Origin of the sequence: Lentisalinibacter orientalis (genome assembly GCF_040706535.1) — a bacterium.
GTDB lineage: Bacteria > Pseudomonadota > Gammaproteobacteria > Steroidobacterales > Woeseiaceae > Lentisalinibacter > Lentisalinibacter orientalis.
Genome location: NZ_JAPDRJ010000003.1, coordinates 1 through 12662, shown reverse-complemented (window position 1 = coordinate 12662; position 12662 = coordinate 1). Strand labels below are relative to the sequence as shown.

Here is a 12662-nt window from a genome sequence, read left to right as displayed (position 1 = left end):
TCACGGACGCGGCTCCCGGCCGACAGCCGGGAGCCGGGAGCCACGTTTCAGTTCACTCATCCCCGTGCCCGCCGCGCGGGCGGGCACCCCAATCGTCAGCTGCCGGTCAGGCCGACTTCTTGTTCTTGTCGTCGTCGTCCACTTCCTCGAACTCGGCGTCGACCACGTCGTCGGAGCCGGCCGACTCGCCGCCCTGGCCACCCTGGCCTTCGGCGCCGCCTTCCTCGCCGCCCTGAGCCTGCTCGTAGGCGCGCTGGGCGACGGCGGCGGAGGCCTCGGCCAGTGCCTTGGAGCGCGCCTCGATGGCGTCCTTGTCGTCGCCCTCCAGCGCCTTCTTCAGGTCGCTGATGGCGGACTCCACGTTGTGGCGCTCCTCGCCGCTGGCCTTCTCGCCCAGGTCGTCCAGCGCCTTCTCGGCGCCGTGGATCAGGGCGTCGGCCTGGTTGCGCACGTCGACGAGCTCGCGGAACTTCCGGTCCTCCTCGGCGTGGGCCTCGGCCTCCTGGACCATGCGGTCGATCTCGTCGTCGGAGAGGCCGCTGGAGGCCTTGATGACGATGTTCTGGCTCTTGCCGGTGGCCTTGTCCTTGGCCGAGACGTTCAGGATGCCGTTGGCGTCGATGTCGAAGGTGACCTCGATCTGCGGCATGCCGCGCGGCGCCGGCGGAATGTCCGCCAGGTCGAAGCGGCCGAGCGACTTGTTGTCGGCCGCCCGCTCGCGCTCGCCCTGCAGCACGTGGATGGTCACGGCGGTCTGGTTATCGTCCGCCGTGGAGAACGTCTGCTGGGCGTTCGCCGGGATGGTCGTGTTCTTCTCGATCAGCTTCGTCATGACGCCGCCGAGAGTCTCGATGCCGAGCGACAGCGGGGTCACGTCGAGCAGCAGCACGTCCTTGACGTCGCCCGAGAGCACGCCGCCCTGGATGGCCGCACCGAGTGCCACGGCCTCGTCCGGGTTCACGTCCTTGCGCGGCTCCTTGCCGAAGAAGTTCTTCACCTCTTCCTGCACCTTGGGCATGCGCGTCTGGCCGCCCACCAGGATCACGTCGTCGATCTCGGAGACCTTCAGGCCCGCGTCGGCCAGCGCCGTCTTGCACGGCCCGATGGTGCGGGTGATCAGCTCCTCCACCAGCGACTCGAGCTTGGCCCGGGTCAGCTTGATGTTGAGGTGCTTCGGCCCGCTGGCATCCGCCGTGATGTACGGCAGGTTCACCTCGGTCTGCTGTCCCGCGGACAGCTCGATCTTGGCCTTCTCGCCGGCCTCCTTCAGGCGCTGCATGGCAAGCGGGTCCTTGCGGATGTTGACGCCGCTCTCCTTCTCAAACTGGGAGGCGAGATACTCGATGATGCGCAGGTCGAAGTCCTCGCCGCCGAGGAAGGTATCGCCATTGGTGGCCAGCACCTCGAACTGGTGCTCGCCGTCCACCTCGGCGATCTCGATGATCGAGATGTCGAAGGTGCCGCCGCCCAGGTCGTAGACGGCGATCTTGCGGTCGCCGCGCTTCTTGTCCATGCCGTAGGCCAGCGCGGCCGCGGTCGGCTCGTTGATGATGCGGCGCACTTCCAGGCCGGCGATCTTGCCGGCGTCCTTGGTGGCCTGGCGCTGGGAGTCGTTGAAGTACGCCGGGACGGTGATCACCGCCTCGGTCACCTCTTCACCGAGATAGTCCTCGGCCGTCTTCTTCATCTTCATCAGCACCCGCGCGGAGACCTCCGGCGGCGCCATCTTCTTGTCGCCGACCTTCACCCAGGCGTCGCCGTTGTCCGCCTCGACGATCTCGTAGGAGACCATGTCGATGTCGCGCTGTACGACGTCGTCCTTGAAACGGCGGCCGATGAGGCGCTTGACGGCGAACAGGGTGTTGGCCGGATTGGTGACGGCCTGGCGCTTGGCCGACTGGCCGACCAGCACCTCGTCGTCCTTGGTGAAGGCGACGATGGACGGTGTGGTCCGGTCGCCCTCGCTGTTCTCGATGACCTTGGCCTTGTCGCCTTCCATGACGGCGACGCACGAGTTCGTCGTGCCGAGGTCGATGCCGATTACCTTACCCATGAGAATCTCCCCATAACGTGGTGTCAAAAACTGTAATGCCGTCTAGATGGGGCCCGCCCCGCGGCCTTTCAACCCTCGCCGCTCTGCGGTTCCGCGGCCACGATGACCCGGGCCGGGCGCAGCAGCCGCCCGTTGATGCGATAGCCCTTCTGGACCACCGTGAGGACGCTGCCCGGCTCCGCCTCGGCGGAGGGCTGCATGGTCATGGCCTCGTGGTATTCGGGGTCGAAGCGCTCGCCCCGGGGGTCGATCTCCTCGACGCCGAAGTCGCCCAGCACCTTGCGCAGCTGCTTCAGGGTGGCCTGCTTGCCCTCCAGCAGGCTGGCGGCGTCGGCCGCCTCGCCGGCGGCGATGCCCATCTCCAGGCTGTCCGCCACGCCGAGCAGCTCGCCGGCGAAGCGTTCGATGGCGTACTTGCGGGTGTTGTCCAGGTCCCGCGCGGCCCGCTTGCGGAAGTTCTCCAGCTCGGCCACGGCGCGCAGGTACTTCTCCCAGTTCTCGTCCGCCCGGCGGCGCTCGGCCTCCAGCGGGTCTTCGTCCACGCCGGCGCGGCCCTCGCCTTCCAGCACCTGGGTCTCGGCGAACTCGTCCGCCGGCTCTCCGGGCTCGTCTTCCCGCACCGGGTCGTCGCTGCGTTCGGGATCGTTGCTCATAAACCACTACTCCGCTGCAAATGCCGACGCCGCCGCGGGGCGGCGCCTGTGACTTCCTAGCATCCTGTGTGAGGCCTAGGTGCGGGAATTCAAGGCCGATCCCAGCAACTTCGCCGTGATATCGACGATGGGGATGACCCGATCGTAGGCCATGCGGGACGGGCCGATGACGCCCAGCACGCCGATGACCTCCTCGTCCACCACGTAGGGGGCCGCGACGACGCTGCAGTCGTCGAGAATGTTGTAGCCCGACTCCTCGCCGATGAAGATCTGCACGCCCTCCGCCCGGATGCTGCGATCGAGGAGATCGAGCATGAAGCGGCGCTCGTTGAAGGCCTCGAAGAGCCGGCGCAGCTTCTCCAGGTCCGAGAGCTCCGCGAAATCCATGAGATTGGTCTCGCCCGCCAGCACGTAGTCGCTGCGGTGCTCGCCCGCGCCCTCGAAGGCGTGGTGCGCCATGGCCACCATGTCCAGCATGGTCTGGTTCATGGAATCCCGGGTCTGCTCGAGCTCGTCCACCAGCTGCCGGCGGATGGTCTCCAGATCGCTGCCCGCGTAGCGGTCGTTCAGGAAGTTGGCGGCCCGGCGCAGCTCGGAGTCCGTGTAGGTGCGCGACGTGTGCAGGATGCGGTTCTGGACCTCCCGCTCGTTCACCACCAGGATGGCGAGCACCCGGTTGTCCGAGAGCGGCAGGAACTCGATCTGGCGGAGCGTCACCCGCTCCGTGCGGGGCACGGAGACCACGCCGGCCATGCGGGTGATGTGGGACAGCAGGCTCGAGGTGGAGGAGATCAGGGAGTCCGGGTCGTCGCGCAGCGTTTCCAATTCCTGGCGCAGGCGGACCACCTCTGACTCCTTCAGCGGGCGCAGCTTCAGCAGCGTATCCACGAAGAAGCGGTAGCCCAGCGCCGTGGGCACGCGGCCGGCCGAGGTATGCGGCGCCGAGACGAAGCCCATCTCCTCGAGGTCCGACATCACGTTGCGGATGGTGGCGGGGCTGAGATCCAGCCCCGAGTCGCGGGAAAGCGTGCGCGAACCCACCGGCTGTCCGTCGCGGACATACCGCTCGATCAGCACCTTCAGGAGGTGCCGGGCTCGCTCGTTCGGGACCGATCTGTCGACTTCGGCTGGCATAACGGACTACATCCTCGATTTTCGCCCGCTGGCACTCAACCCGCCAGTGTGCTAACAAAAGCTAGCAACGCCCCGTGACCCCGTCAAGAAGACATCGCCGGGGGTCGGCCGGGCGCCTCAATTCGCGTAAGCTCGACGCACTGAGAGCGCCGAGAGTCCTTGAAAACCGCCATTAGGCACGACAGCGACGACACCTGCCACATGACCAACACATTCGAGACCGTCGCCGTCTTCGGCCGTCACACCGATCCCCGTGTCGCCGAGCCCATGACCGCCATCGCCGAGTTTCTCAGCGACAGAGGCGTCGACGTGCTGGTGGCCGCCGGGGTCGACCTGGAGATCGCCGGCCGGAGGATCCCCGAGGAAAAGCTGGCGCCGTCCGCCGACCTGGTGATCGCCGTCGGCGGCGACGGCACCATGCTGTACGCCACCCGTCTCGCGGTCGGGCATTCCGTGCCGCTGCTGGGCGTGAACCGGGGGCGTCTCGGCTTCCTCACCGACGTGACGCCCGAGGCGATGCTCTCCAGCGTCGAGGCGGTGCTGGAGGGCGACTACAGCCGCGAGACCCGGCTCCTGCTGGCCGCCGAGCTGCAGCGCCCCGACGGCACCTGTGTCACCGACATGGCGCTGAACGACGTCGTGCTGGCCCGCCGCGAGACCGGCCGCATGGTCGACTACGAGACCTGGGTGGACAACCGCTACGTCAACACCCATTCCGGCGACGGCCTCATCGTGGCCACGCCCACGGGCTCCACGGCCTATGCCCTGTCCTGCGGCGGCCCCATCGTCCAGCCGGACCTGGACGCCATGGTGCTGGTGCCGGTCTGCCCGCACACGCTCAGTGACCGGCCCATCGTGATCCCCGCCGCCTCCGAGGTGCAGATCCGGCTGTTCGAGCGCCCGGAAACCCGGGGCGAGGTCACCTGCGACGGCTATCCGCTGGGTGCCCTCGAGGACGGCGACCGCCTGATCGTGCGGGCCGCCGACGACCGCATCACCCTGATCCACCCCCCGGGCCACGATTACTACGAGATCCTGCGCTCGAAGCTGAACTGGGGGCGGGACAGCCGGGTGCGCCGCACGATCCGGGCCTGAGGGACGGCATGCTGAAACGCATCCACATCCGCAATTTCGCCATCATCGACGAGATCGAGCTCGATCTCGGCGCCGGCATGACCGCGCTGACCGGCGAGACCGGCGCCGGCAAGTCCATCCTCATCGACGCGCTCGGCCTGATCCTGGGCGACCGGGGCAGCGCCGAGGTGGTACGCCAGGGCGCGAAGCGGGCCGAGATCAGCGCCGAATTCGAGATCGCGGGCATGGCCGCGGTGGAGAGCTGGCTTGAGGAGCAGAGCCTCGACCTCGACGGCGAATGCCTGCTGCGCCGGGTCATCGGCGCCGACGGCCGCTCCCGCGCCTACATCAACGGCAACGCCGTGCCGGTGCAGAACCTGCGCGCGCTCGGCGAGCACCTGGTGGACATCCACGGGCAGCACGAACACCAGTCGCTGGCCCGCCGGGAAGCCCAGCGCGACCTGGTGGACCACCATGGCGGCCACCAGGGCCTGCGCGAGGAACTCGGCGACGTCTGGCGGCGCTGGCAGCGCCTGGCCGACGAACTGGAAGACCTGCGCACCCGGCGCAGCGAGCGCGACAGCCGGCTGGAGTTCCTGCGTTTCCAGGTGGACGAGCTGGAGGCGCTGGCGCTGGCACCCGAGGAGCTGGCCGAACTGGAGGCCGAGCGCCGCCGGCTCGCCAACATGAGTCGGCTCGCCGAGGGCTCGGCCGCGGCGCTCGGCGCGCTGTACGAGAATGACGAGGTCAGCGCCCAGTCCCTGGTGGCCGAATCCGTCCGTCGCCTGGAGGAACTCGCCGAACTGGACCCGGCGCTGGAGGGCGCGGCGCGGCTGGCTGCCGAGGCCGAGGCGGCCATCAGCGAGGCGGCCGAGGAAATCCGCCGCTATACCGGCTCGCTGGAATCCGACCCGGGCCGCCACGACGAGGTGGAGACCCGCCTCGGCGCCATCCGCGACGTGGCCCGCAAGCACCGCATCGAGGCCGGGGATCTGCCGGCCCAGCTCGACAGGCTGCAGGCTGAGCTCACCGAACTGGAAGAGGCCGACGTGCGGCTGGAGTCCCTGGAGCGCGACGCCGCCACCGCCCGGGAGAAATACGACGGCCTTGCGGCCGAACTCACGGCGGCCCGGCGGCGCACGGCGGAGGACTTCTCCGAACAGGTCACGGCCGCCATGCAGACGCTCAGCATGTCCGGCGGGTGCTTCGTCGTGGCCGTGGAGACGCCGGCCGATGCCGGGCCGCGGGAGCACGGTGCGGACCGCATCGAATTCCTGGTCAGCGCCAATCCGGGCCAGGAGCCCATGAGTCTGGCCAGAGTGGCCTCGGGCGGCGAGCTCTCCCGCATCAGCCTGGCCATCCAGGTGGTCGCCGCCGGCGCCAGCACCATACCCAGCATGGTGTTCGACGAGGTGGACAGCGGCATCGGCGGCGGCGTGGCGGAGATCGTCGGCCGCCGGCTGCGCCAGCTCGGCGACCAGCGCCAGGTGCTGTGCGTCACCCATCTGCCCCAGGTGGCCAGTCAGGCTCACCGGCACCTGCGGGTGGCGAAGGTGACCGACGGCAAGAGCACGCGCACCGGCATCACGCCGCTGGGCGACAAGGAGCGGGTGGAGGAGATCGCCCGGATGCTGGGCGGTGTGGAGATCACGGAACGCACCCGCGAGCATGCCGCGGAGATGCTGGAGGAAGCCGCGGGCGGCCGCGAACGGACCGCCTGATCAGTCGCCGGCGCCCTCTTTCTTCTTCGGCCGTACGTAGAGGACCAGGCTGTGGTCCGCGATCTCGTAGCCGTGCTTGGCCGCGATCTCGTGCTGCAGGCGCTCGATCTCCTCGTCGACGAACTCGATGACGTCGCCCGTCTCGATGCAGACCATGTGGTCGTGATGCTCGCCGTCGTCCAGTTCGAACACCGAGTGGCCGCCCTCGAAATTATGCCGCGTGACGAGTCCCGCCCCCTCGAACTGGGTGAGCACCCGGTAAACGGTGGCCAGACCGATGTCCTCGCCGGAATCCAGCAGTTCCCGGTAGATGTCTTCCGCGCTGAGATGGGCCTGGCTGTTGGCCTCCAGAATCTCGAGGATCTTCAGGCGCGGCAGCGTGACCTTCAGGCCCGCGTTTCTCAGTTCCTTCTTCTGCATCATGGTCTTGGATTCCCTGGCGCCCGCCCTGCCGTAACCGGAGGCGTTCATGTATGATCGGCACGCAATTATGGCTCAGATGGCGGCCGCGCTCCACCGGTGCGGCAGAGGCTTCCGCGAATGACTGAACGAGGCGCAGACAGACAGACGAACACAGGCGCGACCCACGGCTGGATGCCAGTGCGTGCGCTGCGCGGCATCACGCTGGCGGCCCTGGCCGGGCTGCTGCTCGGCGGCTGCGTCTATCGCATCAATATCCAGCAGGGCAACCTCCTCGACGAGGAGCAGATCGAGCAGCTGGAAGTGGGCATGACCCGCAAGCAGGTGCGCTTCCTGCTGGGCACGCCCATGGTCGACGACCCGTTCCACGCCGAGCGCTGGGACTACGTCTACTACCTTGCCCTGGGCCGCCGGGAACCGATCATGTCCCACATGCTCACGGTGTACTTCGAGGGGGATCTCGTCTCCCGCATCGAGCGCCACGAAGATCTCGAGGACGAGACCATGGAGCCGCGGGGACTGCCGGAACCCGACCAGAGCGGCTAGTCGCCCTCGCCCGGATCCCTGTCCTCCTTCCTGTCGTCATACCGGTCGCGCCCGGCCCGGCCGAGCGTCCGGCCCGCTTCCGCCGCACGGCGCCGCGCCTCCCGGGGATCGACGATCAGCGGCCGGTAGACCTCCACCCGGTCGCCGGCGCGCAGCGGCCGGTCCCGGTCCGCCACCTCGCCCCAGACACCGACCGCGCAGCGCGCGAGATCCGGTACGCCCGCCTCCTCCGCGAGATCGGAAGCCGCTTCCGCGAGGGCATCGGCTACGGTCGCACCCGGCCGGAGACGAACCGGCACGCACCACTGCCGATCCGGCAGGGCGCACACCACTTCGACGTCCAGTCCGCCGTCCAGTCCGCCGTCCGGCGGCGTGTCGTCAGGTGAAGGAGAGGACACCGATCGCGTTCAGGAACACCAGGATCACCGCCACCGGCGCCACCCAGCGGGCCAGGAAGCGCCATACCCGGTACAGCCCGTCGGCGCCGCCCAGTTCTTCCGAGGTGGAATTGGCGCACATGATCCAGCCGGCGAACACGGTGATCAGCAGGCCGCCGAGGGGCAGCATGATGTTGCTGGTGAGGAAATCCAGATTATCGAACAGCGTGCCGGCAAGGAAGGTGAACTCCGACAGCACGTTGAACGACAGCACCGTGCCGAGTCCCAGGGCCCAGATTATCCCGCCGATAACGCTGGCCGCCGCCACCCGGGACAGGCGGAAGCTCTCCACCAGCCACGCTGTAGCCGCCTCCATAAGGCTGATGGCCGACGTCCACGCCGCGAACGACAGCAGCAGGAAGAAGACGGTGGCGAAGATCACGCCGCCGGTCATGTTACCGAAGGCAAGCGGTAGCGTCTGGAAGACCAGACCGGGGCCGGAGCCCGGGCTCAACCCGTTGGCGAACACGATCGGGAAAATGGTCAGTCCCGCCAGCAGGGCGATGAATGTGTCGGCCGATACGACCGCGAAAGAGGCCTTGGTGATGGATGTTTCCTCCGGCAGGTACGCGCCATAGGCCATCACGGCCCCCATGCCGACGCTGAGACTGAAGAACGCCTGCCCCATCGCCGCCAGCACAGCGTTCGGCGTCAGCGCCGAGAAATCCGGCGTGAACAGGAATGCGAGGCCCTGCTGGAAATAGCCCGTGGTCATCGAGTAGCCGAGCAGCACGAACATCAGCACCAGCAGCCCGGGCACCATGAATCGCACGGCCCGCTCGAGGCCGCCCTCCACACCCTTGGCGACGACAAACACCGTGAGCGCCATAAACAAGGTGTGCCAGCCGGCTGCAGTCCACCAGCTGCCGACGATGCCACCGAAAATGGCCGAGATGCCGGCAGCATCCTGGTCCGTAAACGAGCCGGTTATGCTGTGGCCGATATACGAGAGCGACCAGCCGGCAATCACACTGTAGTACGAGAGGATCAGCATGCCGCCGAACACGCCGGCAACGCCGACGAGGCCCCAGCGTCTGGTGCTGCCTTCCTCCTCTCCAAGCAGCGCCATGGTCGCGGCGGGGTTGCGCCGGCCCCGGCGGCCGATCAGGATCTCGGACATCATGATGGGCAGCCCGACCACGAAGACGCAGATCAGGTAGACCAGCACGAAGGCGCCGCCACCGTTCTCGCCGGCGACGTAGGGGAACTTCCAGACGTTGCCGAGACCCACGGCCGAGCCGGTGACGGCCAGCACGAACGCCATGCGCGACGACCAGTGCCCGTGCAGAGACTTGCGCGGCGCATTGACTGCAGCTTCTTCGCTCATCGGGACTCCCCACCCACCGACTGAAGGCGGGGATTGTGGCCGAATCCCGGGATAGTGACAACAGAAGGCCCGCCGCGTCGCCGCCCGGCGCAAGCCGAATCCGTTACACTCCCGCCATGGCCGGCAAGCAGAAAAACAAGGGCAGCGACAAGCCGTCGCGCACCATCGCGGTGAACAAGAAGGCCCGCCACGACTTCTTCATCGAGGAGACGCTGGAGGCGGGACTCGCGCTGGAGGGCTGGGAGGTGAAGAGCCTCAGGGCCGGCAAGGCGCAGGTGACGGAGGCCTACGTCCAGCTGCGGGACGGCGAGGCCTGGCTGTTCGGCTCCCACTTCCACCCGCTGCTGTCGGCCTCCACCCACGTGAAGGCCGACCCCACCCGCACCCGCAAGCTGCTGCTGCACCGGAACGAGATCGACCGGCTGGTGGGCGCCGTGGAGCGGCAGGGCTACACCCTGGTGCCGCTGGACCTGCACTGGACACGGGGTCGGGCCAAGCTCACGGTGGGCCTGGCCAAGGGCAAGAAGAAGCACGACAAGCGGGCGGCGGTGAAGGAGCGGGACTGGCAGCGGCAGAAAAGCCGCATCCTCAAGTCCGCCGGGCAGTAACTCGGGCCGGCATTGAATCACGGAACTTCCGCCCCACATCCGGTATCATATAAACAACTTGTAGAGACAACTTGGGGGCGACATGGCTTCGACGTGGGTCGCGAACCCCTGGGTGCATGCCGAGGTGCAGAGTACCTCGTTAAACCATCTGCAAACCTTATAGTTGCCAACGACGACAACTACGCTTTAGCCGCTTAAAAACCGGCTCGAAGCCTTCCGCCCGGCACGTGCCTGTGCGTCCGGTCCCGGGAGTCATCCACACAGGATCGCGCGAGGAGTCGTCCGGGCTCCGACCGTTAAAACCCAATTCCGGACTGGCTGCGGGTTTGCCCTTTCCACCGGGTTGCCCGTAGTGAGATCAAAGGTGGAATAAGCATGTAGACCTCAGGGCAGAGGGCTTGCGGACGCGGGTTCGATTCCCGCCGCCTCCACCAATCAATGGTTTAGAGCAGCCCGCTCTAGACCAGTCCCGACCGTTAAGAATCAGCCGTTTACCAGGGGTTCCTCACCCCTGCTAGCGGTCTGTGGTGATTGAACCGCCCTGGCCTGCCTGATTTCTCCGGACCACTGATTACTGGAGAACGGCTCCGTTGTTGATGAACTCCTTGGGTGTCAGATAGCCGAGACTCGAATGAGGTCGAACCTCGTTGTAGTGTTTCCGCCAGCTCTCGATCAGGACCTTCGCCTCACCCCGACTTCTGAACCATTCAAGGCTGAGGCATTCGTCCTGGAACTTGTCGTTGAAGCTCTCGTTGGTAGCATTCTGCCATGGCTTCCCCGGATCGATGAACGCAGTATCGATGTCGCTTGTAGTCAGCCACTGCAGTATCGCCCGTGAGACGAACTCCGGGCCATTGTCCGAGCGCAGATGGCGTGGCGCACCGTGGGTGCTGACCAGGCGCGTGAGCACCTCAATCACGTGGCGGGACCGGATGCTGCCCGATACCTCGATAGCCAAGCATTCGCGCGTCCACTCATCGACTACGGTCAAGCACTTGAGCTGCTGGCCGTTAGCGCAGCGGTCGAAGACGAAGTCATACGCCCAGACGTGATTGGCGGCCGCCGGTGGTAGCGGTCGCGGCCTTCCGCTGGCGATGCGCCGGCGTGGCCTTCGTCGAGGGACCTGTAATCCGGCTTGACGCCATAGTCTGTAGGCCCGATCTGAGCTCATCTCAAAACCCCGCCGCGCCAGAAAGACTTGGATCCGTCGGTAGCCGTATCGCGGATACTGTCGCGCCAACTCGTGCATTGCCTCGAGAACCGGCGCATCGCGCTGCTCGAGCCGGGAGACGTAGCCGAGCGATGACCGAGCCACCGAAAGCAGCCGGCAAGCGCGGCGCTGCGACAGGCCGCGGGCAGTCACGAACGCGACTTGGCGACGTCTGGCGGCCACGCTCACCACTTTTTTTTCGCGACCTCCTTCATTACGTCGATCTCCAGATCGCGCTCCGCGAGCATCTTCTTCAGTCGCGCATTCTCGGCTTCGAGCTCCCGCAGTCGCCGCACATCGGCGACATCCAGGGCGCCGTAGCGCTTGCGCCAGCTGTAGATCGTCTGCTCGCTCACCCCGTGGCGCTTGGCCACGATGGCAACGGGCTCGGCATCCGCCTCGCGAAGGATCCGGACCATCTGGTCCTCGGTAAATCGACTCTTCTTCATGGCTCCCTCTCCTCCAGGGAGCCATCCTCTCAAGTTTCAGGTGGTCCGAACATCGCCAGGCAGGCCACCCCCGGGTATCCCGGAGACTCTTTCCTGTGAGTCAGGCAGCGATTGCCTGACCGCTTTCTTGCTCGTAGTAGGCTGCCTCAAACTCGACCGGCGGGATATTACCGATTGGCTCCAGCAGCCGTTGGTTGTTATACCAACTCACCCACTTCAACGTCGCGTACTCGACGGCATCGAGATTCCTCCAAGGGCCTTGCGGCCAGATTATTTCCGTTTTGTAGAGACCGATGATGCTCTCGGCCATGGCGTTGTCGTAGGAGTCGCCGGTGCTGCCAACGGACGATTCGATGCCGGCCTCGCCGAGACGCTCGGTGTAGCGGATCGAGAGATACTGGCTGCCGCGGTCGCTGTGATGGATCAGGCGTTCCGTGACATTCCTGGCATGCAGCGCTTGCTCCAGGGCGTCGAGCACGAGATCGGTCTTCAGCGAGTTCCAGACGCGCCAACCGACGATCATGCGCGAGAACACGTCGATGACGAACGCTGCATACACCGGGCCCCGCCAGGTGGCCACGAAGGTGATGTCGGCCACCCACAGCCGATTGGGTGCGGTCGCGTTGAACGAGCGCTCGACCAGGTCTGCCGGCCGCTCTGTGCCCAGGTCCGGCACCGTCGTCTTGTAGCCCTTGCCCCGCACCAGGCCGCGGATACCGAGTCTCTGCATCAGCCGCTCAACCGTGCAGCGTGCTACCCGGATGCCTTCCCGATTGAGCTGCTTCCAGATCTTGTAGGCGCCGTAGGCACGGAAGTTCTCGTTCCACACACGCACGATCTCGATCTCGAGTATCAAGTCGCATCGCGCACGGGCGGACAGCAACGAGGGGTCCGCCTCGTGGGCCTTGCAGGCGTAGTAGGTGGACGGGGCAATCGGCAGCTGCGCGCAGATCGGCTCGACCCCGTACTCATCACGGTGATCGTCGATGAACGACGTCATCACTTCGGTCGGCGGTCGAGCTCCGCCTGG

At 66.6% G+C, this 12662-nt stretch carries 12 protein-coding genes, 1 other RNA gene and 1 other annotated feature; of the genes, 5 read left to right on the top strand and 8 right to left on the bottom strand.

The genetic code is table 11. The features are described 5' to 3' along the window. Positions 1 to 106 precede the first annotated feature (106 nt). The 3 genes from dnaK to hrcA all read right to left on the bottom strand — a co-directional run bounded on the left by dnaK (position 107) and on the right by hrcA (position 3840). The gene (gene dnaK / locus ACJMK0_RS11545; protein ID WP_405238561.1) at positions 107 to 2053 is read right to left on the bottom strand and encodes a molecular chaperone DnaK; all 1947 of its coding nucleotides are present in this window, start codon (positions 2051 to 2053) and stop codon (positions 107 to 109) included. 68 nt (positions 2054 to 2121) lie between these two features. Further along, positions 2122 to 2706, bottom strand: a complete 585-nt coding sequence (gene grpE, locus ACJMK0_RS11540; protein ID WP_405238559.1) for a nucleotide exchange factor GrpE — start codon at positions 2704 to 2706, stop codon at positions 2122 to 2124. 75 nt (positions 2707 to 2781) lie between these two features. Next, positions 2782 to 3840 (bottom strand): heat-inducible transcriptional repressor HrcA, encoded by a 1059-nt coding sequence (gene hrcA / locus ACJMK0_RS11535; protein WP_405238557.1) that lies wholly within the window; start codon positions 3838 to 3840, stop codon positions 2782 to 2784. A 201-nt stretch (positions 3841 to 4041) separates the two neighbouring features. Here hrcA and ACJMK0_RS11530 point away from each other — a divergent pair, with 201 nt between their 5' ends. Beyond that, complete coding sequence (locus ACJMK0_RS11530; protein ID WP_405238555.1) at positions 4042 to 4935, top strand: NAD(+) kinase; 894 nt, start codon at positions 4042 to 4044, stop codon at positions 4933 to 4935. 8 nt (positions 4936 to 4943) lie between these two features. Then, on the top strand, positions 4944 to 6635 hold the full coding sequence (gene recN, locus ACJMK0_RS11525) for a DNA repair protein RecN (protein WP_405238553.1): 1692 nt from the start codon (positions 4944 to 4946) through the stop codon (positions 6633 to 6635). On the opposite strand, the gene fur is transcribed toward recN, so the two are convergent. Next, complete coding sequence (fur, locus tag ACJMK0_RS11520) at positions 6636 to 7058, bottom strand: ferric iron uptake transcriptional regulator (protein ID WP_405233439.1); 423 nt, start codon at positions 7056 to 7058, stop codon at positions 6636 to 6638. 117 nt (positions 7059 to 7175) lie between these two features. On the opposite strand from fur, the gene ACJMK0_RS11515 reads away from it, so the two are divergent. Then, positions 7176 to 7601, top strand: a complete 426-nt coding sequence (locus ACJMK0_RS11515; RefSeq protein WP_405238551.1) for an outer membrane protein assembly factor BamE — start codon at positions 7176 to 7178, stop codon at positions 7599 to 7601. Here ACJMK0_RS11515 and ACJMK0_RS11510 read toward each other — a convergent pair. Together ACJMK0_RS11510 and ACJMK0_RS11505 are read right to left on the bottom strand one after the other, a co-directional pair. Further along, positions 7598 to 7999 (bottom strand): RnfH family protein, encoded by a 402-nt coding sequence (locus tag ACJMK0_RS11510; protein WP_405238549.1) that lies wholly within the window; start codon positions 7997 to 7999, stop codon positions 7598 to 7600. The genes ACJMK0_RS11515 and ACJMK0_RS11510 overlap by 4 nt on opposite strands. Next, complete coding sequence (locus ACJMK0_RS11505) at positions 7980 to 9365, bottom strand: sodium-dependent transporter (RefSeq protein WP_405238547.1); 1386 nt, start codon at positions 9363 to 9365, stop codon at positions 7980 to 7982. Before ACJMK0_RS11505 ends, ACJMK0_RS11510 begins: the two co-directional genes overlap by 20 nt. 116 nt (positions 9366 to 9481) lie before the next feature. On the opposite strand from ACJMK0_RS11505, the gene smpB reads away from it, so the two are divergent. Next, complete coding sequence (smpB, locus tag ACJMK0_RS11500; protein ID WP_405238545.1) at positions 9482 to 9973, top strand: SsrA-binding protein SmpB; 492 nt, start codon at positions 9482 to 9484, stop codon at positions 9971 to 9973. Between the two features lie 73 nt (positions 9974 to 10046). Beyond that, positions 10047 to 10407, top strand: a transfer-messenger RNA (tmRNA) gene (ssrA, locus tag ACJMK0_RS11495). Between the two features lie 137 nt (positions 10408 to 10544). Here ssrA and ACJMK0_RS11490 read toward each other — a convergent pair. Then, a protein-coding gene (locus tag ACJMK0_RS11490; protein WP_405238543.1) for an IS3 family transposase occupies positions 10545 to 11632 on the bottom strand; the annotation gives its coding sequence in 2 pieces (ribosomal slippage) (positions 10545 to 11386 and positions 11386 to 11632; 1089 coding nt in all). A gap of 100 nt (positions 11633 to 11732) precedes the next feature. Beyond that, positions 11733 to 12662: IS3 family transposase (locus ACJMK0_RS11485; protein ID WP_405238541.1), on the bottom strand; the 930-nt coding region annotated here is incomplete at its 5' end. Beyond that, positions 12558 to 12662, bottom strand: a sequence feature (AL1L pseudoknot). This feature is flagged as partial in the annotation. It overlaps the preceding gene by 105 nt.